The 26,930-nt window shown below is 62.1% G+C and carries 22 protein-coding genes and 1 pseudogene; 14 read left to right on the top strand and 9 right to left on the bottom strand.

What is annotated here, in order from left to right; genetic code table 11:
* Window positions 1–92: 92 nt before the first annotated feature.
* The 3 genes from trpB (at window position 93) to ACZ0AI_RS18285 (ending at window position 2,771) form a co-directional block, all read left to right on the top strand.
* Window positions 93–1,304: a tryptophan synthase subunit beta gene (trpB, locus tag ACZ0AI_RS18295; protein WP_463563098.1), complete on the top strand. Its 1,212-nt coding sequence runs from the start codon at window positions 93–95 to the stop codon at window positions 1,302–1,304.
* Window positions 1,301–2,110: a tryptophan synthase subunit alpha gene (gene trpA / locus ACZ0AI_RS18290; protein WP_463563097.1), complete on the top strand. Its 810-nt coding sequence runs from the start codon at window positions 1,301–1,303 to the stop codon at window positions 2,108–2,110. The genes trpB and trpA overlap by 4 nt, the downstream gene beginning before the upstream one ends.
* Before the next feature lie 133 nt (window positions 2,111–2,243).
* Complete coding sequence (locus ACZ0AI_RS18285) at window positions 2,244–2,771, top strand: REP-associated tyrosine transposase (RefSeq protein ID WP_463563096.1); 528 nt, start codon at window positions 2,244–2,246, stop codon at window positions 2,769–2,771.
* Window positions 2,772–3,039: 268 nt separating this feature from the next.
* On the opposite strand, the gene ACZ0AI_RS18280 is transcribed toward ACZ0AI_RS18285, so the two are convergent.
* On the bottom strand, window positions 3,040–3,990 hold the full coding sequence (locus ACZ0AI_RS18280; RefSeq protein ID WP_463563095.1) for a 2-hydroxyacid dehydrogenase: 951 nt from the start codon (window positions 3,988–3,990) through the stop codon (window positions 3,040–3,042).
* A 353-nt stretch (window positions 3,991–4,343) separates the two neighbouring features.
* On the opposite strand from ACZ0AI_RS18280, the gene ACZ0AI_RS18275 reads away from it, so the two are divergent.
* Window positions 4,344–5,642 carry an Nramp family divalent metal transporter gene (locus ACZ0AI_RS18275; RefSeq protein ID WP_463563094.1) on the top strand — a complete coding sequence of 433 codons (1,299 nt, stop codon included), beginning with the start codon at window positions 4,344–4,346 and terminating at the stop codon, window positions 5,640–5,642.
* A 131-nt stretch (window positions 5,643–5,773) separates the two neighbouring features.
* On the opposite strand, the gene ACZ0AI_RS18270 is transcribed toward ACZ0AI_RS18275, so the two are convergent.
* Window positions 5,774–6,385 (bottom strand): NAD(P)-dependent oxidoreductase, encoded by a 612-nt coding sequence (locus tag ACZ0AI_RS18270; RefSeq protein WP_463563093.1) that lies wholly within the window; start codon window positions 6,383–6,385, stop codon window positions 5,774–5,776.
* A 217-nt stretch (window positions 6,386–6,602) separates the two neighbouring features.
* On the opposite strand from ACZ0AI_RS18270, the gene ACZ0AI_RS18265 reads away from it, so the two are divergent.
* A complete protein-coding gene (locus tag ACZ0AI_RS18265) occupies window positions 6,603–7,505 on the top strand; it encodes a LysR family transcriptional regulator (protein ID WP_225836492.1) in 903 nt (300 codons plus the stop codon).
* Window positions 7,506–7,510: 5 nt separating this feature from the next.
* On the opposite strand, the gene pbpG is transcribed toward ACZ0AI_RS18265, so the two are convergent.
* The 3 genes from pbpG to ACZ0AI_RS18250 form a co-directional block, all read right to left on the bottom strand.
* Window positions 7,511–8,416, bottom strand: a complete 906-nt coding sequence (gene pbpG / locus ACZ0AI_RS18260) for a D-alanyl-D-alanine endopeptidase (RefSeq protein WP_463563092.1) — start codon at window positions 8,414–8,416, stop codon at window positions 7,511–7,513.
* A 174-nt stretch (window positions 8,417–8,590) separates the two neighbouring features.
* Window positions 8,591–9,454 carry a carboxylate/amino acid/amine transporter gene (locus tag ACZ0AI_RS18255; protein ID WP_463563091.1) on the bottom strand — a complete coding sequence of 288 codons (864 nt, stop codon included), beginning with the start codon at window positions 9,452–9,454 and terminating at the stop codon, window positions 8,591–8,593.
* An 83-nt stretch (window positions 9,455–9,537) separates the two neighbouring features.
* On the bottom strand, window positions 9,538–10,491 hold the full coding sequence (locus tag ACZ0AI_RS18250) for a choline sulfate utilization transcriptional regulator (protein WP_463563090.1): 954 nt from the start codon (window positions 10,489–10,491) through the stop codon (window positions 9,538–9,540).
* Between the two features lie 112 nt (window positions 10,492–10,603).
* Here ACZ0AI_RS18250 and betC point away from each other — a divergent pair, with 112 nt between their 5' ends.
* The 3 genes from betC to ACZ0AI_RS18235 all read left to right on the top strand — a co-directional run bounded on the left by betC (window position 10,604) and on the right by ACZ0AI_RS18235 (window position 14,962).
* The gene (betC, locus tag ACZ0AI_RS18245; RefSeq protein WP_463563089.1) at window positions 10,604–12,112 is read left to right on the top strand and encodes a choline-sulfatase; all 1,509 of its coding nucleotides are present in this window, start codon (window positions 10,604–10,606) and stop codon (window positions 12,110–12,112) included.
* 100 nt (window positions 12,113–12,212) lie between these two features.
* Window positions 12,213–13,148, top strand: coding sequence for a choline ABC transporter substrate-binding protein (gene choX, locus ACZ0AI_RS18240; RefSeq protein ID WP_463563088.1), 936 nt, complete (start codon window positions 12,213–12,215; stop codon window positions 13,146–13,148).
* A gap of 248 nt (window positions 13,149–13,396) precedes the next feature.
* Window positions 13,397–14,962 (top strand): SulP family inorganic anion transporter, encoded by a 1,566-nt coding sequence (locus ACZ0AI_RS18235; RefSeq protein WP_463563087.1) that lies wholly within the window; start codon window positions 13,397–13,399, stop codon window positions 14,960–14,962.
* 272 nt (window positions 14,963–15,234) lie between these two features.
* Here ACZ0AI_RS18235 and ACZ0AI_RS18230 read toward each other — a convergent pair whose 3' ends face one another.
* A complete protein-coding gene (locus ACZ0AI_RS18230; protein ID WP_463563086.1) occupies window positions 15,235–16,485 on the bottom strand; it encodes an MFS transporter in 1,251 nt (416 codons plus the stop codon).
* Between the two features lie 214 nt (window positions 16,486–16,699).
* Here ACZ0AI_RS18230 and ACZ0AI_RS18225 point away from each other — a divergent pair, with 214 nt between their 5' ends.
* Window positions 16,700–17,602, top strand: coding sequence for an alpha/beta hydrolase (locus ACZ0AI_RS18225; RefSeq protein WP_463563085.1), 903 nt, complete (start codon window positions 16,700–16,702; stop codon window positions 17,600–17,602).
* Between the two features lie 101 nt (window positions 17,603–17,703).
* Here the strand turns inward: ACZ0AI_RS18225 and ACZ0AI_RS18220 are convergent, their stop codons facing one another.
* Window positions 17,704–18,078, bottom strand: a complete 375-nt coding sequence (locus tag ACZ0AI_RS18220; protein ID WP_463563084.1) for a hypothetical protein — start codon at window positions 18,076–18,078, stop codon at window positions 17,704–17,706.
* Between the two features lie 354 nt (window positions 18,079–18,432).
* Here ACZ0AI_RS18220 and uvrD point away from each other — a divergent pair, with 354 nt between their 5' ends.
* From uvrD to ACZ0AI_RS18200, 4 genes are all read left to right on the top strand, one after another.
* Window positions 18,433–20,634, top strand: a complete 2,202-nt coding sequence (gene uvrD, locus ACZ0AI_RS18215; RefSeq protein ID WP_463563083.1) for a DNA helicase II — start codon at window positions 18,433–18,435, stop codon at window positions 20,632–20,634.
* Between the two features lie 144 nt (window positions 20,635–20,778).
* On the top strand, window positions 20,779–21,876 hold the full coding sequence (locus ACZ0AI_RS18210; RefSeq protein WP_463563082.1) for a TRAP transporter substrate-binding protein: 1,098 nt from the start codon (window positions 20,779–20,781) through the stop codon (window positions 21,874–21,876).
* 205 nt (window positions 21,877–22,081) lie between these two features.
* Window positions 22,082–22,939 carry a Tim44 domain-containing protein gene (locus ACZ0AI_RS18205; RefSeq protein ID WP_463563081.1) on the top strand — a complete coding sequence of 286 codons (858 nt, stop codon included), beginning with the start codon at window positions 22,082–22,084 and terminating at the stop codon, window positions 22,937–22,939.
* Between the two features lie 289 nt (window positions 22,940–23,228).
* A complete protein-coding gene (locus ACZ0AI_RS18200) occupies window positions 23,229–23,636 on the top strand; it encodes an SMI1/KNR4 family protein (protein WP_463563080.1) in 408 nt (135 codons plus the stop codon).
* Window positions 23,637–23,782: 146 nt separating this feature from the next.
* Here ACZ0AI_RS18200 and ACZ0AI_RS18195 read toward each other — a convergent pair whose 3' ends face one another.
* Window positions 23,783–25,546, bottom strand: coding sequence for a cation:proton antiporter (locus tag ACZ0AI_RS18195; protein ID WP_463563079.1), 1,764 nt, complete (start codon window positions 25,544–25,546; stop codon window positions 23,783–23,785).
* A gap of 286 nt (window positions 25,547–25,832) precedes the next feature.
* Here ACZ0AI_RS18195 and ACZ0AI_RS18190 point away from each other — a divergent pair.
* Window positions 25,833–26,054: pseudogene (locus tag ACZ0AI_RS18190) on the top strand (glutamine synthetase family protein); the annotation flags it as partial.
* 139 nt (window positions 26,055–26,193) lie between these two features.
* Here the strand turns inward: ACZ0AI_RS18190 and ACZ0AI_RS18185 are convergent.
* Complete coding sequence (locus ACZ0AI_RS18185) at window positions 26,194–26,925, bottom strand: tetratricopeptide repeat protein (RefSeq protein WP_463563078.1); 732 nt, start codon at window positions 26,923–26,925, stop codon at window positions 26,194–26,196.
* Window positions 26,926–26,930: the final 5 nt, after the last annotated feature.

Here is a 26,930-nt window from a genome sequence, read left to right as displayed (position 1 = left end):
GCGGTCTCGGCGTTAGTCTGCCCACCATCGACGCCAATTCCACCCGGCGCAGGCAGGCCGCTCAAGGCCTCCAGAATTCACAGGAGAACCCCATGACTTCATTACGCAACGGCCCAGACGCCACCGGCTTGTTCGGTAGCTTTGGCGGGCAGTACGTCGCCGAGACGCTGATGCCACTGATCCATGACCTGGCCGCCGAGTACGAAAAGGCCAAGGAAGATCCCGAGTTCGCCAAGGAGCTGGCCTATTTCCAGCGCGACTACGTTGGCCGCCCGAGCCCGCTGTACTACGCCGAGCGCCTGACCGAGCATTGCGGCGGCGCGAAGATCTACCTCAAACGCGAAGAGCTCAATCACACCGGCGCGCACAAGATCAACAACTGCATAGGCCAGATCCTGCTGGCCAAGCGCATGGGCAAGCAGCGCATCATCGCCGAGACCGGCGCCGGCATGCATGGCGTGGCTACCGCCACCGTGGCTGCGCGCTTCGGCCTGCAGTGCGTGATCTACATGGGCACCACCGACATCGACCGCCAGCAGGCCAACGTCTTCCGCATGAAACTGCTCGGCGCCGAAGTGATTCCGGTCACCGCCGGCACCGGAACCCTGAAGGATGCGATGAACGAAGCCCTGCGCGACTGGGTGACCAACGTCGACAGCACCTTCTACATCATCGGCACCGTGGCCGGCCCACACCCTTACCCGGCGATGGTGCGCGACTTCCAGGCCGTCATCGGCAAGGAAACCCGCGACCAGATGCACGCCCAGGAAGGCCGCCTGCCGGACAGCCTGGTCGCCTGCATCGGTGGCGGCTCGAATGCCATGGGCCTGTTCCACCCGTTCCTCGATGACGCATCTGTACAAATCATCGGCGTCGAAGCGGCCGGCCATGGCGTGGAAACCGGCAAGCATGCCGCCAGCCTGAATGGCGGCGTACCCGGCGTACTGCACGGCAACCGCACCTTCCTGCTGCAGGACGACGATGGCCAGATCATCGACGCCCACTCGATTTCCGCCGGCCTCGACTACCCGGGCATCGGCCCGGAACACGCCTGGTTGTTCGATATCGGTCGCGTCGAGTACACCTCGATCACCGACAAGGAGGCGCTTGCTGCCTTCCACCAGTGCTGCCGCCTGGAGGGCATCATCCCGGCCTTGGAAACCTCCCACGCCCTGGCCGAAGTATTCAAACGCGCGCCAACGCTGCCCAAGGATCACCTGATGGTGGTCAACCTCTCGGGCCGCGGCGACAAAGACATGCAGACCGTCATGCACCACTTCGACGAACAGGAAGAACATATATGAGCCGCCTGCAGACGCGCTTCGCCGAACTCAAAGAGCAGAACCGTGCCGCCCTGGTGACCTTCGTTACCGCTGGCGACCCGAACTACGATGCGTCCCTGGCGATTCTCAAGGGCTTGCCGAAAGCCGGCGCCGACGTGATCGAACTGGGCATGCCGTTCACCGACCCGATGGCCGACGGCCCGGCGATCCAGCTCGCCAACATCCGCGCCCTGGCCGCCAAGCAGAACCTGGCCAAGACCCTACAGCTGGTTCGTGAATTCCGCGAAACCGAACAGGCTACGCCGCTGGTGCTGATGGGCTACTTCAACCCGATTCACAAGTACGGCGTTGAGCGCTTCATCGCCGATGCCAAGGACGCCGGCGTCGACGGCCTGATCGTGGTCGATCTGCCACCGGAACATAACGCCGACCTGTGCGACCCGGCTCAGGCTGCAGGTATCGATTTCATCCGCCTGACCACCCCGACCACCGACGACAAGCGCCTGCCCACGGTACTCAACGGCAGCTCGGGTTTCGTCTACTACGTCTCCGTGGCCGGCGTCACCGGTGCCGGTTCGGCGACCCTGGAACACGTGCAGGAAGCCGTCACCCGCCTGCGCCGTCACACCGACCTGCCGATCAGCATCGGCTTCGGCATCCGCACCCCGGAACACGCGGCGACCATCGCCCGCCTGGCCGACGGCGTGGTGGTCGGCTCGGCACTGATCGACCAGATTGCCAAGGCCGACAACGACCAGCAGGCCATCGACGGCGTGCTCAACCTGTGCAGCCAGCTGGCCGAAGGCGTGCGCAGCGCTCGTCGCTAAAGATCAGTTTTCGTCTCGTGTACGGGGGGCTTCGGCCCACCAGCCAAACATGAAATCTCAGTGACGTACTGACGTAGGGTGGGCTTCAGCCCACCAGCTCCACCCTCCAAAACATCAGGCAAAGGATTGCCATATGTCCAATTACCGCCGCGAATGGATGCCGGGCGGCACCTATTTCTTCACCGTGACCCTGGCGAATCGCCGATCGACTGTGCTGACCGATGCCATTCAACTGTTGCGCCGTGCTTACGGTACGACAGCCAGTCACATGCCTTTCCAGACCATTGCCATCTGCGTGCTTCCAGATCATCTGCACGCAGTCTGGAGGTTGCCGGAGGGTGATAACGCCTATGCGCGACGTTGGAGTTCGATCAAGAGTGGGTTTTCAAGAGGCCTGCCGGCTTCTCCTGATGTGAGCGCCAGCAAATTACGGAAACGTGAAAAGGGAATCTGGCAGCGTCGATTCTGGGAGCATCGAATTCGTGACGCCGATGATCTGGCAAGGCATGTTGATTACATCCATTACAACCCGGTCAGGCACGGCTTGGTGAAAAGGGTTGGCGACTGGCCATATTCGAGTTTTCACCGCTATGTCGAACAAGGGATTCTCCCAGCGGATTGGGCAGGTGGGAGTGATCGGGATGGAGCATTTGGAGAGTGAGGTTGGCCGTTTGATTCGCTGTGGTGGGCTGAAGCCCACCCTACCAGGCTATTCCAGTTTTCATCGCTATGTCACGCAGGGCGTTCACCCGCCGGATTGGGCTGGCGGGACTGAGCTCGACGGGGGATTCGGAGAATGAAAAGGCAACTGGTTCATTGGTGACCGGTGGGCTGAAGCCCACCCTACCTGAGGAAACCTGCGCTCAGCCGTAAGGTGGACCGGGCGGCGATCCGCTTCAGCCCACCTGGTCACTCCACCCTGATAGGGATCAAACCGCGGTAACCGCCTTGCCCTGCTTGAACACGCCTTCAAGGTTGGCGAAGAACAGGTCGGCCATGGCTTGGCGAGTCTCGTGGGTGCCGCTGCCGATATGCGGGGTGAGCACCACGTTGTCCATTGCCAGCAGCGCTGCAGGCACCTTGGGTTCTTCGGCGAACACGTCGAGAGCGGCGCCGGCGACGGTGCCGTTCTGCAGCGCTTCGACCAGAGCCTGCTCGTCTACCACGGTGCCGCGGGCGATATTCACCAGATAGCCTTTCTGGCCAAGCGCGCGCAATTGCTCGGCGCCGATCAGCTTGTCGGTGGAGCTGCCGCCTGGCACGACCAGCACGGCGTAGTCAGCGGCTTCGAGCAGGCCTTCCAGGGTTTCGTGATAGGCATAGTCGACATCATCGCGGCGACGGCGGTTGTGATAGGCGACGGTCATGCCGAACGCCTCGACTCGCTTGGCGATCGCCCGGCCGATATTGCCCATACCGACGATGCCGCACACCTTGCCACCGATGCTGCCGGAAAGCGGGAAGCGCCCCTTCTCCCACTCACCGTTGCGCACGAAACGATCCGCCTCGCTGATTCGACGACCCAGCGCGAGCAGAATCGACACCGCCGTATCGGCCACGCAGTTATCTAGAACGCCGGGGGTATTGGTGACGGTTACGCCACGTTTCTTTGCCGTATCGACGGCGATCGCGTCATATCCGACACCAAAACTGATGATGGCCTTGAGGTTGGGCAAGGCTTCGATCAGCTCGGCCTTGGCACCGAATACACCACTGGTGGCGATCCCGTCGATACGCCCTGCGTTCTCGCGAACCCAGGCATCGGCATCTGCCAACTCCCAGTAGCGGTGGATCTCGTACTGTTCGGCGATTCGCTCAACCAGACTCGGTAACAACGGCCCGATCATCAGTAGTTGTGGACGCGCATTTGAATCAGTCATCGGTATCTCCTCTGAACGTATAGAGCGCCGTGATCGGCCTCTGGAGCGCATGACGCGGTACCTGATAGCCCGTTTTTTCGACGCTGCCAGGCAAGGCGAACGCCTTGATCTCATCAAGTTGTATTACGACTGAAGCGATATGGCAACGCCAGAAGACCGCTTATCGGAATAACGAATTCCGTCACAGCTACTTTTAAACAACATAACTATCTGATTTTAAATACATAAAAAATAGATAGCGCTACCAAAACACAGTCACTGAAAAATTTAGGCGCTCTTGAACCCATTCAAGTTGTGTGATGTCGTAATACCCAGCTGGTGTCATTCCAACAAAAATAATCGGAGGCCCACGCATGGCCCACACTGATGTCATCGACAAGACAGCTGTAAACAGTTCCGGCTCCACCCTCGGCAAACTGCTCAAGATGCTCGGCCCCGGCATCATTGCCGTGCTCTCCTGGCTAGGCGCTGGCGACCTGATCACCTCCTCGGTGGCGGGTGCCAACTATGGCTACGCCATGATGTGGGTACTGGCCGTCTCTCTCCTGCTGCGCTTCCTCATCGTCAACATCATGGCGCGCTTCCAGCTGTGCAATAACCAGGGGATGAGCATCCTCGGTGGTTACGCACAACTGCATCCGAGCTTCGCCTGGTTCATGTTCGGTTACGCCCTGCTGATGGGCCATCTGACCAACGCCTACATGCTCAAGGGCGCCGGTGAAGCACTGGCCACCCTGATCGGCTGGAACGCGCCACTGCTGTGCTCGATTGCCGTCGCCATCGCGGTCTGGCTGCTGGTCGGGCGTAGCATCTACTCGCTGATCGAAGGGGTGATGAAAGGCCTGCTGTGCCTGATGACCCTGGCGTTCATCGCCCTGGCGCTGATGGCCGGCCCCGACTGGGGCGGCATCGCGGCTGGCACTATCGGTTTCAGCATTCCGCCAGATCAGGGGGTACACGGTGCACTGATCGTCGCCGTATCGGTGATCGGCGCGGTCGCCGGCTCCATCGCCAACTTCGTGCTGCCCTATGTGATGAAGGAGAAAGGCTGGACGGGCCCGGAACACAAGCGCATGCAGCGCAACGATCTGCTGTTCGCCGTGTTCGTCGGCATCATCATCAACCTGGCGATCTGGGTAGTGGGTGCGGAAATCCTGCGTCCTAACGGCCTGCAGGTCGATACGCTGGGTGATCTGGGTGCAGCCTTGCAGATGTTCTTTGGCCCAACCGGTTGGTACCTGTTCTTCGTCGGCGCGTTCGCCACGCTGTTCGCCAGCGTCGCTGGCAAGACCACCGCGTTCCCGATGCTGATCACCGATGCCCTGCACCACATCTTGCCCAAGCGCCGCGATAAATATGGCAGCACGTTCCACAAAGACCCGCTGCACAAGTGGTTCCTGTTGTTCGTACTGATCACTCCGCTGGTCTGGTCGCTGCCGGGCATGCCGGACTTCGTGACCCTGACCATTGCGGTCAATGCCTTGAACATCGTCGGCCTACCGGTGATTTCTCTGGGCCTGCTGATCATGTCCAACCAGAAGAAACTGCTCGGCAAGTACTGCAACAACTGGTTCGAAAACATCGCGCTCGGCGCTGCCACCATCCTGGCGGTCTGGGTCGCCATCCAGCTGGGTATGCAACTGCTGGCCTGATACAGGACTCCCTAGCAACTTGCCTTGAATGAAGCCAAGGCCCTGCAACGCGGCCAAGTCACCTCCACTATTGCCGAATGTGGACGTGCTTGAGCCGCGTTTTTTTATTCAGTCTGCAGCCAGGACAAGCCTCAGTAGCCGACGGTGAAGCGCTGACGCGAGTGCTTGGGCTGCTCCAGCTCATCGACCAGGCCGATGGCGAAGTCTTCCATGGAGATCGAGCTGTTGCCTTGTGCATCGACCAGCAGGCTGTCCTTACCGACACGGAATTTGCCGGTGCGCTGACCTGGCTCGAACAGCGCCGATGGCGACAGGAAGGTCCAGTCCAGCTCTTTCTCGCCACGCAGCACGTTGAGGAAATCACGCCCGGCCCCCGCTTCCTCCTTATAGGCCGCTGGGAATTGAGGCGTATCGATCAGCGCGACACCTGGTGCCACCTCCAGGCTCCCGGCACCACCCACGACGAGCAGACGCGGCACGCCCGCAGTCTTCACTGCTTCGATAAGGCTGGCTGCATCGCTGCCGACGAATCGGGTGGAACTGATGACTGCGTCGTGGCCCTTGAGCAACGGCACCAGACGCGCGACATCGGCCACGTCGGCGCTGGCCAGGGTCAGGCCTTCCTGCGCAGGCACTGCACTGACGTCACGGGCGATCCCGGTGACCTGATGGCCACGCTGCAACAGTTCATGACGCAGACGCGAACCTGCACGCCCACTGACACCAAGTACGACGACTTTCATGGAATTCTCCGATTTGACGGGTGATGAGCGATCGGCAGCCGGCTCGCTGCTGGCAGCGGCGAATGCGGCAAACACCAACAGTGATAAAACGCCGAGTAATTGGGCTGAGCGATTCATGGTTAAGCGCCGCCGATGAGTGAGCCCTGAGCTTACTCGCTGCAAAAGCTATAAAAAGCCGCATAATCGACCCAACTCAGTTGCATGAATCGAGCGAATCATGGACAGACTCACGGCAACCCGCGTTTTCGTCGAAGTGGTGGATCGCGGCAGCCAGACCGCCGCCGCGGAACATCTGGATCTCTCCCGAGCCATGGTGTCGCGCTACCTGGCGGCACTCGAGGGCTGGGTCGGCGCACGCCTGCTGCACCGCACCACGCGCAAGCTGAGCCTGACTCAGGTGGGCAACGAGCTGTTGCCGCATTGCCGGGAGATGCTGCACACCGCAGAGATGATGCGCACCACCGGCATCAAGGCCACTGACGGGCCCAGTGGCAACCTGCGCATCGCCAGCAGCCAGTCCTTCGCGCAGCTGTGGCTGAGCCCGATGCTGGTCGACTACCTGGCGCGCTATCCCAATACCTCGATCGATCTGCTGGTCAACAGCCAGGCGGTGAATCTGGTGGAGGAGCGCATCGACCTGGCGCTGCGCATCACCAATCAGCTGGAGCCCAACCAGGTCGCACGCCACCTGGGCACCTGCCATTCGGTGGTGTGCGCGTCACCAGGCTACCTGGCGCGCGCCGGTGTGCCGCAGCAACCGCAGGATCTGGCCCAACACAATTGCCTGACCTACAGCTACTTCGGGCGCAGCGTCTGGCGTTTCGAACAGGCCGATAGCGAGGAGGAAGTGGCGGTGGACGGCAACCTCAGCAGCAACGACACCGCAGTGCTGCTGGAAGCTGCCCTCAACGATGGGGGCATCTGCATGCAGCCGCTGTACGCGACCGCAGCCATGCTGGAAGACGGTCGCCTGGTGCGTCTGCTACCGGACTGGCAACCGCAGTCACTGGGCATCCACGCCATCTATGCATCACGCCGGCAGATGCTGCCGGCGCTGCGTACCCTGCTGGATTTCATCGCCCAGCGTCTGGCCAGCGACCCGCTCTGGCAGAAGCGCTAGGCGGCTTACTGCGCAGCCTGCAACTGGCGCTGCGAGGCGCGTTGCTGTTTATAGGCCAGAGCAGCAGGTGCCACGGGCGTGACCTTGCCGGTTTCCACCCACTTGCGCAGGCGGTTGGCGTCGGCCATGTGGGTGTACTTGCCGAAGGCGTCGAGTACTACGAATGCCACGGGCTTACCGCCCATGGTGGTACGCATCACCAGGCAATGACCGGCGCTGTTGGTGAAACCGGTCTTGGTCAGTTGCACGTCCCAGCCGGCCTTGCGCGTCAGTGCGTTGGTATTGCGGAAACCCAGGGTGTAATTGGGTTTACGGAAAGCCACGGTCTTTTCCCCGGTCGAGCTGAGCTCGCCGATCAGTGGGTACTTGCGCGTCGCCTTGAGCAACTTCACCAGGTCGTTGGCGCTGGAAACGTTGTGCTCGGACAGACCAGTCGGCTCGACGTAACGAGTCTGGGTCATGCCCAGGGCGCGGGCCTTGGCATTCATGGCAGCGACGAAAGCGGTGACGCCGCCCGGATAGTGATGGGCCAGGCTAGAGGCGGCGCGGTTCTCGGACGACATGAGGGTCAGCAGGAGCATTTCACGGCGGCTGATTTCGCTGCCGATGCGCACGCGGGAATACACACCACGCATGTCATGCACGTCGCGGATGATCACCGGCAACTGCTCGTTGAGCGCCAGCTTGGCATCGAGGGTGACCATGGCGGTCATCAGCTTGGTGACCGAGGCGATCGGTACCACCATGTCAGGGTTGCTGGAATACAGCACCTTGTCGGTGGTCAGGTCGACCAACAGCGCGCTGCCGGAAGCGAGTTCCTGCTTGGCGGGGGCGGCAGCGTCGGCGGCCAGCGGGGAAACGATGAACAGGCAGGCCAGGGCGAGGCTGGCAAAAGGGCGACGAATATTCACGATGGCATTCACTGGGCAAGAGATGGCTGAAGAGGCGATCCATGCCGGTGGAAAGAACGTCATCCGTGACCCTATTAGAGGCAAATAGGGTTTGAAAAACAGCTGATTGCGTATGCAATTGAAGGTGCGATGTTAGCACCCGTCAAGCAGGGTTCCCATTCTCCGATAAATGGATCAGGCAGCGATAGTGCGCCTGCGCCCCAAACGATTCAGCCACAGCGAAGCGAGGATGATCGCGCCGCCCAGCGCCAGGCGCGGAATATCTGCATCGCGGTTCCAGATCAGCAGATTCACCACCAGACCAGCTGGCACATGCAGCTCGTTCATCACCGCCAGGGTGCCGGCATCCACCTTGATACTGCCCTTGACCCACCAGAACAGCCCCAGCGCCGTGGCGAACAGCCCCATCCACAGCAGGATGCCCCACTGCAAGGCAGTGCTCGGCAGCTTGTCCGGGTTGCCGAAGAGCAGAAACGACGGCAGCACCAGCACCATCGCACCGAGGAAGAAGTGGCCGAAAAAGCGATGCAACGGCTGCTCGGTCGGGTAGCGCATCAGCAACTGGCGGCACAGCACCTGGCCGGCGGCGAACGTGACGTTGGCCAGCTGCAGCAGCAGGAAACCGATCAAGTATTCGCCCTCGAGCCGATCAAAGCGAATGATCACCCCGCCGCCCACGGCCACCAGCGCAGCCACAAGAGCCCATGGATTGAAGCGCCGAGACAGGGCATCGTCGAGCAATGTCACGTAGATCGGCGTGAGCACGGTAAACAGCAGCACCTCGGGTACCGTCAGCACCTGGAAACTGCGGTACAGACACAGGTAGGTCACCCCGAACTGCAGCGCCCCGGCCAGCCAGAAGCCGGCCAGCAAGCGCCGCGGCAAGCCGCGCCAGAGGGTGAACGGCAGGAACACCAGCGCCGCTACGGCCACCCGCGCCAACACGGCGAAATCGCTGTCCACCCGGCCCGCCAGGTATTCGCCGATCAGGCTGAAGGAAAACGCCCAGAGGACGGTGACGGCGAGCAGGTAAGGCATGGCGCGGGCTCTTGGAAAATCAGGCGCGGATCATACAGTGCCAGAGGGCGCGCGTCAGAGCACTCGGCGCCTGCGCAAATCGCTCAGATGGCTATTCCCCGTGGATCGATAGGGCCCTGCAGTGGCGGTAGCGTCTCGCGCAGCAGTTCGTCCCGCAGCCAGTCGACGAAATTGTGCACCAGGCGCACCCGCCGTTTGCGCTCGGGCAGCACCACGTAATAGCCGAACTCGGAGGTTACCGTGCGCCCGTCGACGCGACTGAGCAACCCCTGGGCAAGCAGCTCGTCGACCAGATGCCGCCAGCCGATGGCGACGCCCTGGCCGGCGATTGCGGCCTGGATCAGCAGGGTGTAGTTGTCGAAGCGCAGGCTGCCGGGGCTAGGCGTTTCAGCGATACCCAGGGCGCGGAACAGGCCGTTCCAGTCGAACCAGCGCGAGCGGCTTTCCGGGCGCAGGTGCAGCAGCGGCAAACGCGCTAGCAGCTGATTGGCCGTGGCGCTCTGGCCATTGAGCAACTGCGGGCTGCACACCGCAAACACCTCCTCCTTGAACAGCAGGTGCACCTGGCCATTCTTCAAGCGCCCGTCGCCGAAGGAGATGGCGACATCGATCTCCGCAGGCAGGCTGGTCATGTCGCGCTCGCTGGTGACCAGGCTGACATCGACCTCCGGATACAACTGATGAAAACGCTGCAGCCGTGGCATCAGCCAATAGGCGGCGAAGGCGAAGTCGGTGGCCACCTGCAACACCTCGTGCTGCTGCCGGCCGACCACCGCTTCCAGGCCGGCATCCAGGGCTGCCAAACCCTCCTGCACCGGGCCCAGCAGGGTTTCGCCGGCTTCGGTCAGCACGATTCCTCGGTACACGCGGTCGAAAAGGCGGGTCGCCAACTGTTCCTCAAGGCGCTTGATCTGCTGGCTGATGGCCGGCTGGCTGCTACCGAGCTCAGCTGCCGCAGCCGTGAAGCTCAGCTGGCGTGCTGCGGACTCGAATACCCGCAGCACGTCCAGAGAGACTCCATCGAGCGTCTTAAGCATAAGCTGTGCTTATCCTAGTCATGTACCTGATCCGGGTTTACCCATGCCTGGCGAGGCTGGATGATCGAAATAGCACTCTCGCATAAAACAACTATATGGAATACCAACCGCCATGAAACGCCCGAACATCCTTTTCATCATGGCCGATCAGATGGCCGCGCCACTGTTGCCGCTGCACGATCCGGCTTCGCCGATCAAGGTGCCGAACCTGCAGCGCCTGGCCGCCGAGGGCGTGCTGTTCGATTCCGCCTACTGCAACAGCCCGCTATGCGCACCGTCGCGCTTCACCCTGGTCAGCGGCCAGTTGCCCAGCCAGATCGGTGCTTACGACAACGCTGCCGACTTTCCCGCCGACGTGCCCACCTACGCTCACTATCTGCGCCGCCTCGGCTACCGCACGGCGCTGTCCGGCAAGATGCACTTCTGTGGCCCCGATCAGTTGCACGGTTACGAAGAGCGCCTGACCAGCGACATCTACCCCGCCGACTATGGCTGGGCCGTGAACTGGGACGAGCCGGAGGTGCGCGCCAGCTGGTACCACAACATGTCTTCGGTGCTGCAGGCCGGCCCTTGCGTGCGTACCAACCAGCTCGACTTCGACGAAGAGGTGGTGTTCAAGGCTCAGCAGTACCTCTTCGATCACGTGCGAGTGACGCCGGATCAACCGTTCTGCCTGACCGTGTCGATGACCCACCCGCACGACCCGTACACCATCCCCGAGGAATACTGGGACCGCTACAGCGATGACGACATCGCCCTGCCCCGTCAGGTGATCGACCAGGCCGAGCAGGATCCTCATTCCCAGCGTCTGCTCAAGGTCATCGACCTGTGGGACAAGCCGCTGCCCGAGCACAAGATCCGCGACGCGCGGCGCGCCTACTTCGGCGCCTGCAGCTACATCGACGACAACATCGGCAAGCTGCTCAAGACCCTCAAGGACTGCAAACTGGCCGACGACACCATCATTGTGTTCTCCGGCGATCACGGCGACATGCTTGGCGAGCGCGGCCTCTGGTACAAAATGCACTGGTTCGAGATGGCCGCCCGGGTACCGCTGCTGGTTCACGCTCCAGCGCGCTTCGCGGCGCACCGGGTCAGCCAGTCGGTGTCCACCGTTGACCTGTTGCCGACCCTGGTGGAGCTGGCCGGCGGCCAGGTCGAGCCTGGCTTGGCGCTCGACGGCCGCTCGCTGCTGCCGCACCTGCAGGGCACTGGCGGCCACGATGAAGTGCTCGGCGAATACATGGCCGAAGGCACCACCAGCCCGCTGATGATGATTCGCCGCGGCGAGTGGAAATTCATCTACTCCGAAGAGGATCCGTTGCTGCTGTTCAACGTGGCGAACGACCCGCAGGAGCGCGAGAACCTCGCCCAGTCCTGGGATCATCGCAAGCAGGTCGAGTCCTTCCTTGAGGAGGCACGCGGCCGTTGGAACATTCCCGCCATCCACCAGGCGACCCTGGCCAGCCAGCGTCGCCGCCGCCTGGTCGCCGAAGCCCTGACCAAAGGCGCGCTGAAAAGCTGGGATCACCAGCCGATCGTCGACGCCAGCGAGCAGTACATGCGCAACCACATCGACCTCGACGATCTGGAGCGCCGCGCTCGCTTCCCCCAACCGTGATGCAGCGCGCCGGGTGACCCAGCGGAAAACCGTGGGAACCCGGCACGCTGGCCTGCGTCGCATAGCCTGCCACTCTAAAAACCAACATAAGGAAATAGGCATGAAGACATTCAAGACGGCTGTCACCGGCAGCCTGTTCATGGCCACCGCCCTCGCCTCCCAAGCCCACGCCCACGCCGAAGACGCCAGCTGTGCCACGGTGAAGCTCGGCGATCCAGGCTGGAGCGACATCGCCGTGACGAACGGCATCGCCAGCCTGGTACTCGAAGGGCTGGGCTACAAAGTGCAGACCCAGACCCTCGGCGTGCCGATCATCTTCGCCGGCCTGCAGAAGGGTCAGGTCGACGTGTTCCTCGGCAACTGGATGCCCGCGCAGCAGGCCAACTACGACAAGTTCGTCGCCAACGGCAAGGTCGACAAGGTTGCCGAAAACCTCAGCGGCACCGAGTACACCCTGGCCGTGCCGACCTACGCTTATGACGCCGGGGTGAAGACCTTCGCCGATCTGGAAAAGCACGCCGACAAGTTCGGCAGCAAGATCTACGGCATCGCGTCCGGCGCACCGGCCAACGAGTCGATCAAGGAAATCATCGCCGCCAATGAATTCGGTCTCAAGGACTGGACGCTGGTCGAGTCCAGCGAACAGGCCATGCTGGTGCAGGTCGGCCGTGCGGTGCGACGTGACGAATTCGTCGCCTTCCTCGGCTGGACGCCACACCCGATGAACGTGCAGTACGACATGAAGTACCTCAAGGGCGGCGAGAAGTACTTTGGCGAGAGCGGCAGCGTCAACACCCTGGCCCGCAAAGGCTACGCGGCGCAGTGCCCGAACGTGGGCAAACTGCTGAGCAACCTGACGTTCACCCAGGAGATGGAGAACGCCATCATGGACAAGGTGCTGAGCAAGCAGGCCAGCAACGACCAGGCCGTGAAGGACTGGCTGAAGGCCAACCCCGAGGTGGTCGACGGCTGGCTGCAGGGCGTCACCACCCGCGATGGCGGCGATGCGCTTGCGGCGGTGAAGGCCAAACTGTAAGGCAGTTAAAAGGCGATAGCGGACGGTGAGCAGAGCTTTTGTGGGAGAGGCTTTAGCCTCGATTTTGCCTAGCTAGGCGTGAAGAGCTCGCGGCTAAAGCCCCTCCTACAAAAAGCAAGCTCTGCATCCACCGTCCGCTTTCGCCTTTCCAACGTCATACACGCGATGCACTCGGACACTCCGGGAAAACATGACTAAAGCCTCTGTTACTCTGCTTGCCACCTGATCACCCGCCGCCGAGCGAACGCATGCGCTTACCCAGCCGTTACAGCCTGTTGCCCTTCCTGCTCTGGTGGCCGAGTGTCACCCGGCGCACCCTGGGTACGGATCTGCTGGTCGGGCTGAGCGGCGCCATTCTGGCCTTGCCGCAATCGATCGCCTACGCACTGATCGCCGGCTTGCCCGCCGAGTACGGGCTGTATGCGGCCATCGTGCCGGTGATCATCGCCTGCCTGTGGGGCTCGTCGTGGCACTTGATTGGCGGGCCGACGGCGGCCATTTCCATCGTCCTGTTCACCAGCGTCAGCCCCATGGCCAGGCCCGGTAGCGAGGAGTTCGTCGCGCTGGTTCTGGTGCTGACCTTTCTCGCCGGGCTTTTCCAGTGGCTGCTGGGGCTGCTGCGCTTCGGCAATCTGGTCAACTTCGTCTCGCCCTCGGTAGTACTTGGCTTCACCCTCGGCGCCGCGGTGGTGATCGCCCTCGGTCAGCTACCCAACCTGCTGGGCCTGCAGGTCGACAGCCAGCGCACCGCGGTAGCGACCCTGCTCAATCTCTTCCAGCACCTCGACCAGGCCGACTGGCACGCCGTGCTGGTAGCAATTTTCACCTTGACGGTAAGCCTGCTGTGCCGTCGTCTGTGGCCACGCTTGCCGGCGCTGCTGATTGGCGTGGTCGCCGGTAGCCTGCTGGTCGCCGCGCTGCCAGGGTTCTTCGCCAGCATCACCCTGGTTAATGCCTTCGAAGGCACGCTGCCACCGCTCACCACCCTGCACGTCGAGGTCAACAGCCTGCTGCAACTGCTGCCCGCCGCCATCGCCTGCGGCATGCTCGGCCTGGTCACCAGCCTGTCCATCGCCCGCTCCCTGGCAAGCAAGTCCCAGCAGGTACTGGACGCCAATCAGGAAGTGCGTGCCCAGGGCCTTTCCAACCTGATCGGCCCCTGGTTCTCCGGCTCGTTGTCGGCGGGCTCTTTCACTCGCTCGGCGCTGAATCTGCAAGCGGGCGCTACCTCCCCCATGGCCGGGGTGTTCTCCGCCTTGCTGGTGGCCGCTTTCGCGCTGCTCTGTGCGGGGTTGATCGCGCATATCGCCCTACCCAGCATGGCCGCGGCGATCCTGCTGATCTGCTGGGGGCTGGTGGATGTCGCCGGCGTACGCGCGTTGCTGCGGGTCAGCCGTGCGGAGTTCGTGGTGATGCTGCTGACCCTGCTGGCCACCCTGGTGCTGGAGCTGCAAACGGCGATCTATGCCGGCGTGCTGGCTTCGCTGTTCTTCTACCTCAAGCGCACCTCGCAGCCGCGCTTCAAATACACCCGCGACGGCGACGACGAATTGCTGCGCCTGGAAGGCTCGATCTTCTTCGGCGCCTGCCACTACGTGCAGCAGGTGCTGCAACTCAGCCGTGGCGAGCGGGTAGTGGTCGATGCCCGGCATATCAACTTCATTGATTACGCCGGCGTGGAAATGCTCCATCTGGAAGCGCGCCGCCTGCAGGCGCAGAACCGCCAACTGGTTCTGCGCCACGCCCGCCCCCACGTGATCGAAGAAATCCACAAACTCGAAGGCCCCACCTGCCCCGTGCAGTTCGAGGATTGAGCGAAACATCCCCGGGTGTCGCTGCGCTCGACCCAGGCTACGAAAAACAATCCCCGCGAACCCGGTAGCCTGGCGTTGAGCGCAGCGATACCCAGGAAGCGATATTCGCCTCAACCCGTGCTCGCCTAACACCAACGATCCTGTAGGAGCCGCGCCCTCGCGGCGAATGGTGGCCACAACGCCGTTTTGCAGGATGGCCACGATTTCATCGCCCCGGGGTCGGGGCTCCTACAAAATCCGGAACTCCATCGGGCTACGGAAGGCGAGCGCTGCTAGCGCCAGCCGTGGCGGCGAAAATAACGCCAGACCAGCAACAGCGCCGCCAGGCCGAGAGCGCCGGCGCAGATGAACAGGCCGTCATAGCCGAGCGCCTTGGCCAGCACACCACTGGTTGCACCGACGAAGCCGCCGAGCAGAATCTGCGTGGAAGCCTGCAGGGTGAAATCCGCCCCCTCGTGGCCGGCGCGGCACTGGCGCATCATCGCGGCAAACAGTGCCACCGTGGACAAACCATCGGCCGCCTGCTCGAACAGCGTCAACGTATACACCAGGGTTGCATCACCGCCACGGCTCACCAGCAGCGCCAACGTGACAAGGCTCAGCGCCTGCAGCGCGCCGAAGATCAGCAACGCGCGCAGCACGCCCAGACGCGCATACAGCAGCCCACCCAGCAGCGCGCCGCCGATGCCGACCAGGCTGCTGATCAGTGTCAATTGACCCAGTTCGGCGTTGCTCCAGCCCTGATCCACCAGCATCGGCTTGATCATCGGCGACCCCAGAGCGTCACCGAGCTTGAAGGTCAGCACCACAGCCAGCCACAGTCCCATGCCCGGTAGCGCCAACAGCCCACGGTAATGGTGCAGCAACAGGCTCGGCCCAACCGGTTCGACGGCGGCAACCCGAGGGGGCAGATGGCGCGCTTCGGCGAAGCGCCAGATCGGCACCAGCGTCAGCGCCAGCAGACCCGCCAGCCAGAGCAGCGAGAGGTTCCAGCCGACGCGGTCGATGACCAGCAACAGGCCGCTGCCACTGATGATCATGCCCACCTTGTAGCCACCGACCTGCAGGCTGTTGCCCAGCCCGCGCCAGCGCTCCGGCAGCAGGCGCACGGTCAGGCCGTCGGTGGCGATGTCCTGGGTCGCCGCCGCCAGATTGACCAGCACCAGCAGGCCGAGCAGCAACGGCAGATGTCCGCCGAACAAGGCATCGGGCGAGAGCAGCGCCAACGCCAGCAGAATCAGCAAAACGCCGCTCTGCAGCGGCAGGATCCAGCCACGGTGATGGCCCAGACGGCGCGACGACAGACGATCCACCCAGGGCGCCCACAGCACCTTGAGCAACCAGGGCAATGCCAGCAGCTTGAGCAGGCCGATCAGCGCCAGATCCACGCCGTGCTGACGCAGCAGCACCGGCAGCGCATGGGCGATCAACCCGGATGGTAAACCCTGAGCGCAGTACAACGACGCCAGCAGTACCAGCGTGGCACCCGCAGGGCGGCGCAGATCGGGAGATGTGGGCGACATGGAGAAGTCCGTAGCCTATGAGCGGCGCAGCATAGCGCAGGCTTGAAAGCGGCAGCAGCCATGTCATGATCCGGTAACAACTCGATACCCGAAAACCGCGCGCCAGACGAACATCACCGCTGCGCTCCTGTCTACTCGCCTATCACCCTTTCACGCCACGCTGCCGCCCCTGTGCAGGGGCCGCGGCGTCACGTTTCGAGCAATGCGGAGATCCATGGCCACATCACTTATCCACACCCTGCGCCGCCGCTGGTTCAGCCTGAGCCTGCTGCTGTGCCTGGCCGTCGGCCTGCCGGTCGGCTGCGCCAAGCTGGAACAGAAGGAGCGCGAACTGGTGTTCCGCATCGAACCGGGCACCGCCAGCTGGTTCAGCGGCCTGCCGGCCGGCGTGGAGGAAATGACCCTCAGCGCGCCGCAGTTCGGGGACAAGCAGAACATTCACGCCTGGTGGTGGCCCGCGCAAAAGGCTGACGCCCCCACCCTGCTGTACCTGCATGGCTCGCGCTGGAATCTCACCGGCCAGATGTTCCGCATCGAACAGCTGCACGCCATGGGCTTCTCGGTACTGGCCATCGACTACCGCGGTTTTGGCGAGAGCCTCGGCGAACTGCCCTCCGAGCGCACCATTTACGAAGACGCCGAGATCGCCTGGCAGCGCCTCACCGAACTGCAGCCCGACCCTGCCAAGCGCTTCGTCTACGGCCACTCGTTGGGCGGCGCAGTAGCGGTCAACCTCACCGAATCACTGGGCCGCGATCGCCACACGCCGCCGCTGGCAGGGCTGATCATCGAGTCGACCTTCACCAACCTGGCCGACGCTGCGACCGAAGTAGCCGCCGAGTACACATCGCTGCCGGTGCACTGGCTGCTGTCACAGAAGTTCGACTCGCTGAGCAAGATTGGCGACGTCAAGGTACCCGTGCTGATCGCCCACGGCACCAATGACCGCTATATCCCGCAGCGTTTCAGCGAAAGCCTCTACCAGGCCGCCAACGAACCCAAACGCCTGCTGCTGATAGATGGCGGCAACCACAACAACAGCCTACGCACCGGCAGCAGCGAGTACCGGGAAGCGATCCACACCCTGTTCGCGCCGAAGGCCGTAAGCCGGGGGTAGCCAGTTTCTGAGCTGATAAAACCCGCCAACCTTTTTCGCCACATACAAAAACGCCCGACATGCAGAATGTCGGGCGTTTTGGTTTCAGCAACAGATGTCGCTTACATACCGGCCGCTTTCAACAGCGGGTTGCCGTTCGAGCCGGCACCACCATTAGTTTTGTAAGCGTCCAGCAGCTTCCCAGCCTTGCTCCACTCGAACACGGTCGACTCGTTCTTGTTCGGTGCACCAGGCAGTGCGCTGATCAGGGTGTAATCGTACTTCCAGACTTCCTTGCCACTCAGCTCGGACTTGGTGTTCGGGTAGCCGATCTGCTTGACGACCTGATCCTGAGTGGCGCTGGAGGATTTCAGCTGTTGAACCGTCTCGGGGGCGATGTAGGTGCCTGTTTCGTAATCCAGTGGGGTACGGCCACCGCAGCCGGCCAGCATGGTCAGAGAGAGGGCTGCGACGGCGATGAGTACTGTCTTTTTCATGATGGATATCCTTAAGACGATCAGTCCATGCCGCGTTGCGGCTTGATGAGTAAAGTCCGATTGCTCCGAGACTCAATGGCTCAAGAACATAGGACAGACAACTGTTTATGAATTATTAACGTAGTTACTTTTCTTGAACGTGCCCTGGATCACAACCACCATACGTCGCACAGCTCGATACAGCGCCATGCAGGCTCATTGGCCGTTGTGGCAAAAAACGATTCGCACAACCTGCTGATCGGTTCTGCCGAAACGGGTCGGGCTCACCTAGCCGTAGTCAGTGAGCAATAACGCGCATCACCCTCCTACTCACCACCGTTTGCCCAACCTGCGCCGCCCCCCTAGAATGCCGCGATGCAAAATGACCTCGATCAGCGACTCACCTCCCTCAACCCAGCCCAGCACCACGCGGTTACCACACCGCCTGGTCATCAGTTGGTGCTGGCCGGCGCCGGCTCCGGCAAGACGCGCGTGCTGGTGCATCGCATCGCGTTCCTGATCCAGCGGCTGGACGTCTCGCCCCACAGCATCCTGTCGGTGACTTTCACCAACAAGGCCGCCGCCGAGATGCGTCATCGCATCGAAGACGTGCTTGGGCAGAGCCCGGCCGGCATGTGGGTGGGTACCTTCCACGGCCTGGCACACCGCCTGTTGCGCGCGCATTGGCGCGAGGCCAACCTGGCCGAGAACTTCCAGATCCTCGACTCCGACGACCAGCAGCGTCTGGTCAAACGGGTGATCCGCGAGCTGGGCCTGGATGAGCAACGCTGGCCGGTCAAGCAAGCGCAGTGGTTCATCAACGGGCAGAAGGATGAAGGCATCCGCCCGCAGGGCATTCAGGCCAGCGGCGACCTGTTCCTGGCCACCATGCGCAGTATCTATGAAGCCTACGAGGCGGCCTGTGCGCGCGCCGGGGTCATCGACTTCGCCGAGCTGCTGCTGCGCGCTCTCGATCTGTGGCGCAACAACCCCGGTCTGCTGGAGCATTACCATCGGCGCTTCCGGCATATTCTGGTGGACGAGTTCCAGGACACCAACGCCGTGCAGTACGCCTGGCTGCGCTTTCTCGCCAAGGGCGGCGAAAGCCTCATGGTGGTGGGCGACGACGACCAGTCGATCTACGGCTGGCGCGGGGCGAAGATCGAGAATATTCAGCAGTTCGACAGTGATTTTTCCGGGGCCGAGATCATCCGCCTGGAGCAGAACTACCGCTCCACGGCGAATATCCTCAACGCCGCCAATGCGCTGATCGCCAACAACCAGGGACGCCTGGGCAAGGAATTGCGCACCGACGTCGGTGACGGCGAACTGATCAGCCTGTACGCCGCCTTTAACGAGCACGACGAAGCTCGCTACGTGGTCGAAACCATCGAGGATGCCCTGCGCAAGGAAGGCCTCAAGCGCAGCGATATCGCCATTCTCTATCGCTCCAACGCCCAGTCGCGGGTGCTGGAAGAGGCGCTGCTGCGCGAGAAGATTCCCTACCGCATCTACGGTGGCCAGCGCTTCTTCGAACGCGCCGAAATCAAGAACGCCATGGCCTACCTGCGCCTGATCCACCAGCGCGGCAACGACGCGGCACTAGAGCGGGTGATCAACGTACCGGCCCGTGGCATTGGCGAGAAGACGGTGGAAACCCTGCGCCAGTTCGCGCGGGCCAACGAGCTGTCGATGTGGGCCGCACTGCATGAAGCTGTCGGCACCAAGGTCGTCAGTGGGCGTGCCGCCAGCGCCCTGAATGCCTTCGTCGAGCTGGTCGACACCTTGGCCCTGAAGGTCGAAGGGATGTCGTTGCACAGCATGGCGCAGCTGGTCATCGAACAGTCCGGCCTGCTCGCCTATCACCGCGACGAGAAGGGCGAGAAGGCCCAGGCACGGGTGGAAAACCTCGAGGAGCTGGTCTCTGCTGCACGCGCTTTCGACTCTTACGAGGGTGAAGACGGCGACGAAGAGCAGACACCGCTGGCCGCATTCCTCGGCCACGCCTCGCTGGAAGCCGGCGACACCCAAGCCGCCGAAAACGAAGACAGCATCCAGTTGATGACCCTGCACAGCGCCAAGGGCCTGGAGTTCCCACGGGTGTTCCTGGTCGGCATGGAAGAAGGCCTGTTCCCGCACAAGATGAGCCTGGAAGAACCCGGCCGTCTGGAAGAGGAACGGCGTCTGGCTTACGTCGGGATCACCCGGGCCATGCACAACCTGGTGATCAGCTACGCGGAAACCCGCCGCCTGTACGGCAACGAGACCTACAACAAGGTGTCGCGTTTCGTGCGCGAGGTTCCCCCGCACCTGCTCCAGGAAGTGCGCCTGTCCAATAGCGTCAGCCGACCTTACGGCAGTGGCAGCCGCAGCATGAGCGGCAGCAGCCTGTTCGCTGGCAGCGCCGTGCCGGACACCCCGTTCAACCTTGGCCAACGCGTGCAGCATTCACTGTTCGGTGAAGGCACCATCCTCAATTTCGAGGGCTCCGGCCCGCAGGCACGCGTACAGGTGAATTTCGAAAACGAGGGCAGCAAGTGGCTGATGCTGGCCTACGCCAAGCTGGAAGCACTTTGAGGCGCCAGCTCAAAGCTGGCTGCGCCTCGCCCCTGCTGCGCTGATAAGAATTTGTTAAACCAACGGGCATCGAGCGCTTCAAGCCGACGCCCAATAATAAAAGTAACCTGGGCACGCTGCTCAACACCCCTAAGGGAGATCACGATGAACCGCCGTAACCTGTTCGGCGCCGCTGTGGCGCTGCTCGCTGCCATCGGCTTGGCCGGCTGCAAGGAAGAAACCCCTGCTGCCCAGCAAAGCGCCACCCCTGTAAAAGCGGAAACCTTTCACTGGAAGATGGTCACCTCCTGGCCGAAGAACTACCCGGGCCTGGGCACTGCCGCCGAACGTCTGGCCGAACGCATCAATGCCATGAGCGCCGGGCGGCTGACCGTCAAGGTCTACGCTGCTGGTGAGCTGGTACCGGCGCTGGAAGTGTTCGATGCAGTGTCGCGTGGTACTGCAGAAATGGGCCACGGCACGCCTTACTACTGGAAAGGCAAGGTTCCGGCCGCACAGTTCTTCACCTCGGTGCCGTTCGGCCTGTCGACCCTGGAAATGAACGCCTGGCTGAGCAAGGGTGGCGGTCAGGCCCTGTGGGACGAGACCTATGCGCCCTACGGCGTGAAACCGCTGTCGGCGGGTAACACCACCATGCAGATGGGCGGCTGGTACAACAAGGAAATCAACTCCCTGGAAGACGTCAAAGGCCTGAAGATTCGCATGCCAGGCCTGGGCGGCGAAGTGTGGAGCAAGCTCGGCGCGATCACCGTCAACCTGCCTGGCGGGGAGATTTTCACCGCCCTGCAAACCCGCGCCATCGATGCTACCGACTGGGTGAGCCCGTACAACGACCTGGCCTTCGGTCTGCATAAAGCCGCCAAGTACTACTACTTCCCGGGCTGGCAGGAGCCACAGGCGGTGGTCGAGTCGATGGTCAACCAGAAGGCCTTCGACAGCCTGCCTGCCGACCTGCAAGCCATTGTAGTAGAGGCCGCCCGTGCGGCGACCCTGGACATGATGGACGACTATATCTTCAACAATGCCAAATCCCTGGCCCAGCTCAAAGAGCAGGGCGTGCCGATCAAGCGCTTCCCCGACGAAGTGCTGGACGCCATGAAGCGTGAATCTCAGGTGGTTCTGGAAGAGCTCGCAGGCCAGAACGAACTCAACGGCCGCATCTGGAAATCCATGAAGACCTTCCAGGATGAAGTCACGCCGATGAGCGCAGTGACCGAACAAGAGCTGTACAACTGGCGCTAAGCACCCGTCGACCCGAATAGGGATCGACAGTAGCCGTTAATAAAACGGAACCCTCGGGTTCCGTTTTACGTCCACCCCAAGTACACGACTAAACAGCGCCAGCCGTTGCGTTGGGCAAAAGCTCGAAACATTCTGTTGCTGGTCATGCCGACCGGCCACGGGCAAGATGCCCGTCAGTGTTTCAATAACCAAGAGAAAACCGATAATGCAGCGTTTCCTCAGTATCGCCCTGGTAGTTTGTCTGGGCCTGTCCTTCAGTTTGACTGCCGACGCCAAGCGTATGGGCGGCGGAAAATCCTTTGGCTCCGCACCGAGCCACCAGACCCGTCAGGCCACACCTCCTTCCCAGCCTAACGCCAACGCCGCTGCGCCTGGCCGTACTCCTGCCGCCGCCAGCGGTGCTTCGCGCTGGCTCGGCCCACTGGCCGGCCTGGCCGCCGGTGGTCTGCTGGCTTCGATGTTCATGGGTGATGGCTTCGAAGGCCTGCAGATCATGGACATGCTGATCTTCGGCCTGATCGCCTTCCTGCTGTTCCGCTTCCTGGCCGCTCGTCGCCAGAAGCAGCAGCCGAACGTCGCAGCCGCCGGTGGTGCTCCCTTCCAGCGTGAAGCCCATGGCCAGCCGCAACCCGCACAGCAGTCGATCTTCGGTGGCAGCAGCGCTGCTGCGATCAAACCGGTGATCAACGCACCTGCCTGGTTCAATGAGCAGAGCTTCATCAATGCTGGTCGCGAGCACTTCCTGAGCCTGCAGCAGCACTGGGACGCGAACGAGATGGACAAGATCGCCGAGTTCGTGACCCCGCAACTGCTGGAGTTCCTCAAGCGCGAGCGCGCCGATCTGGGTGAGGGCTTCCAGTCCACCTACATCGACAACCTCGACGTGCAGTTGGACGGTGTCGACGACCACGCCGACAAGACCATCGCCACCCTGACCTTCAGCGGTGTATCGAAGACCTCGCGCTTCGACCAGGGCGAAGTGTTCAGCGAAAGCTGGCGCCTCGAGCGCCCGACGGGCGACAACCAGCCCTGGCTGGTTGCCGGTATCCGCCAAAACGGCTGATCCCACGCGTGATGACAAAACCCGGGCTTGCCCGGGTTTTGTGTTTTCCGGGCCTGAACTTTTGGAACCTGTGCTGCATCTCTCGGTCATTCGCACCGAGACCTATGGAATGGTCATATCGCAACCAACATGGCATTTTGCCTTTTTGCGGCTTGTGACTATTTTCCATTCAGCGTAAAAAGCTGCGCTATTACAGAAATATCAAACCAGACGGCAGCTGACCTAGCGCTCGTCTTTTTTGTGCTTTCCAAAACCTGATGAGAATCGCCGACCTCTACTGGAGCCGCCCGTGGAAGAAGTCATCGAACAACTGCGTGAACTGAACGAACCGGTACCGGTACCGCTGGAACTGCCGGAAGAAGAACTGCTCGTGGAGATTGAGGAGCAGATCCTCATCAACTTGCCGTTCGAGCTGCGCGAATTCCTGCTCAAGGTCAGCGATGTGGTCTACGGCCGCCTGGAGCCGGTCACGGCCACCGACCCGCAGTCGCACACCTACCTGCCAGAAGTGGCCTCGGTTGCCTGGTCGCTGGGTGTATCCCGAGAACTGGTGCCGATCTGCGAAGATCAGGGCAACTACTACTGCGTCGAGCAGGACGGCACCGTGCTGCTGTGGGACGGCGAAGAAGAAGACCTCACCGACGACAGCTGGGACTCGGTCTGGCACTGGGTACGTGAAGTCTGGCTGGAGGAATGATCATTCCCCAAGGGCGCAGCGGCTGCTTTCGTAGCCCGTGCTGAGCGTTGCGACACGCGGGGAATACAGCCCTGGGTATCGCTTCGCTCAACGCCAGGCTACGGGTTTACATACAAGAAGGGCGCCTATCTGGCGCCCTTGTCGTTTCAGTGATGCCCGGGTGTCTCGGGCTTGTCGAGCGTTTCGAACAGGGCGATCTGCAGGCGTGTGTGTACGCGGATGAACCAGCGCCACAGCACGGCCACCACACCAGCGGCAACGACGCCGACCAGCAGCAGCATGTCATTGGACGGCAGGATGCTCGACGACAGCGCCGTCAGCAGCAGCATGATGCCGACCAGTGATAGCAGCGGAATGACCTCGGAAATCACCTTGCGCACCCGCGCCGTATGACGACCGGCCTTCTCCTGGCGCACACCCATCTCGGCGAGCAGCATGGAGAGCGCCTTGATCTTGCGGTACGCCGCAATCAGGCACGGCAACGACAACAGCAAGGCCGTACCCCAGATCACCGCCTTGCGCAGGTTCTCCTGATCCAGCCACTGGGCCAGCCAGGCACCGAACTGCGTGGCGAAGAAGGCGATTCCCAGGAAGATCGCCACCACGAAAGCCAGGTTGACCAGCACCTGCATAACGATCTTGCGGATCATCCCCGCCAGGATCGCGCCCTGGCCTTGCGGCTGGATGCTGCGCAGCCATTCGCCGTACAGCGAGAACACCCGCGACACGCGCTGCGGCATAACCTTGCCAAGACTCACCGCCAGCGGATCGGCCGAGCGGATCAGGTATGGCGTGGTCAGGGTGGTGATCACCGATACGGCAACCGCTACCGGGTAGAGGAAGTCGCTGGTCACCTGCAAGGTCATGCCCAGGGTGGCGATGATGAAAGAGAACTCGCCGATCTGCGACAGGCCCATGCCGACGCGTAGCGAGGTGCGCCCGTCGTTACCGGCGATGAAGGAGCCGATGCTGCACGAGAACACCTTGCCGACGATCACGGCCACAGTGATCACCGCGATCGGCCAGGCGTATTCGACCAGCACGTTGGGATCGAGCAGCAGGCCGATGGCAACGAAGAAAATCGCGCTGAACATGTCACGCACCGGCTCGATCAGACGCTCGATCTGCACCAGTTGGCGCGACTCGGCCATGATCGCACCGATCAGGAAGGCACCCAGCACCATGCTGTATTCCAGCTTGACCACCAGCAGGCAGAAGCCAAAGCACATGCCCAACACAGCCACCAGTAGCATCTCGTTGCTTTCGAACTTGGCCACATAAGCGAGGATGCGCGGCACCAGAATGATGCCGATGACCAGGGCGACGATCATGAACAGCGACAGCTTGCCAACGGTGGCGAACACCTCGCCGGTTTCCACGCTACCGCTCAGGGCGATACCGGACAGCAGCGCGATGATGCCGATACCGAGAATGTCCTCGACGATCAGCACCCCGAAGATCAACTGTGCGAAGCGCTCGTTCTTCATCTTCAGGTCGCCGAGCGCCTTGATAATGATGGTCGTCGAAGAAATCGCCAGGATCGCGCCGAGGAACAGCGAATCCATGGTGCTCCATTCGAAGTAGCGGCCGATCTCGAAACCGATCCAGATCATCAGGATGATTTCCAGAAACGCCGCGATGAAGGCCGTGGCGCCGACGTTGAACAGCTTGCGCAGGCTGAACTCCAGCCCCAGGCAGAACATCAGGAAGATCACCCCCAGCTCGGCGAGGGTGCGGATGGTCTCTTCATCATGGATCAGGCCGAACGGCGGTGTGTGCGGGCCGATCAGGAAGCCGGCGAGGATATAACCGAGCACCACCGGCTGCTTGAAGCGGTGGAACAGCACGGTGACCACGCCGGCCACCAGCATGATCACCGCTAGATCCTGGATGAAGCTGATGGCATGCATGAGGAAACGGCTCCTTGTTTTGGGGCAGGCACAAGCGAGCTCGCGCGGCTGCTCGATGGCTCACGTGAGCCTGCTTAAGAATGGGGTTATTGACCCGTTGCTGGGCCACTTTGACTGCAGGTTAACATCCGAGCCGTACTCGCGCGACGCAGCAATACTCAGAACAATTTGCCACCAAGTGCACGCCGTAAACGGTTGCACAGGTGCCGCAAAAAGACGCCCGACGCCGTTTGCAGGTCACCACGGCGATCTTCGCGGACATCCGCCAGCATGAAATCAGCCAGAAGATCGACCCGGGCCCATTAGCGGCAACGGTTATGCACAGGCCGGAGATGCTGCCCGCCGACTGGCTCGGCGCCCCGTGCGCTCTGGAGCAACCTCAATGGTGAAGAACACACTGGGGGCGGACTTCCTCAAGGTGTTCCCGGCGATCAAGCAGAACGAATATCGCCAGTGCATGGCCAAAGTCGGCGAACAGGATTGGCGCTGGTATCTGAATCACGCATGACGTCGAGACGACCCTGCAGGGGCCGGCTTGCTGGCGAAGGCGGCGGTACTAACCATGCTGGTGCGGCGAGTATCGTTCGCCGAAAAGCCAGCTGCGCTCAACCTTGACTACATGTGCAGACATTCCAGGCAGTGCCTGATCAGCGCTCTTGCTGCTGCGGGTCGGCACTGACCTTCAGGTATTCGCCGGCAACGCTGATACCGGCGCCGCCGTATTGCTGGCACTGCGGGTCGAAGACTTCCAGTACGCGCATATCCAGCCCTTCGTGAAACAGCTCCACGGCGCAGCCCCTAGGCAGATCGGCTGCGGTCAGCAGGAAATAGGCTTTCTCGCCTTGCAACGCGCCCTGCAGATTACCGATGGCAGCAGGGCCGTACTCTTCGACCTTGCCGCCCGCACGCAGCGGGGAGAAGGATGCACGGTAGCTGCCGTCCGGCTGGCGGGTGATGTCTAGGCTGCTCCACACCGCTGCTCCGGCATAGCGCAGATAGCGCCCCTCCAGGCTGGCGCCGAGGGCCTGGTAATTTAGCGCGGCAGACACCGAACGCAGGTTGTGGCGGGTGGCCGTGCCCTGCATGCCGTCGTCCAGTGCCAGGTTCAACCAGGCCCTTGCCTGGCCCGGCTGCTGGAGACGCAGACTGGTCACGACCAGATTGTTCAGCGCCAGCTCGCGGGCGGCAGCGTCGTCAGCCTGTTCGGCGCGTCGCAACTGGCGCTCGAAGGCGTCTGCCGCCTCATCGTAATGTCCGGCCTGATAGGCTGCGGTACCGGCCGAGTTGCACAGGCTGATGCTATCGCAGGGCTGCGGTGCGGCTTGGGCGGCAGCGGCCAACAGCGGCAGCAGGGCACAGGAAAGGAGAGTTAGCTTCATGTGTC

The sequence above is a fragment of the Pseudomonas sp. AC355 genome (assembly GCF_979258205.1).
Note: the sequence above shows the minus strand (reverse complement) of the source record. Positions and strands in the feature narration are given on the sequence as shown.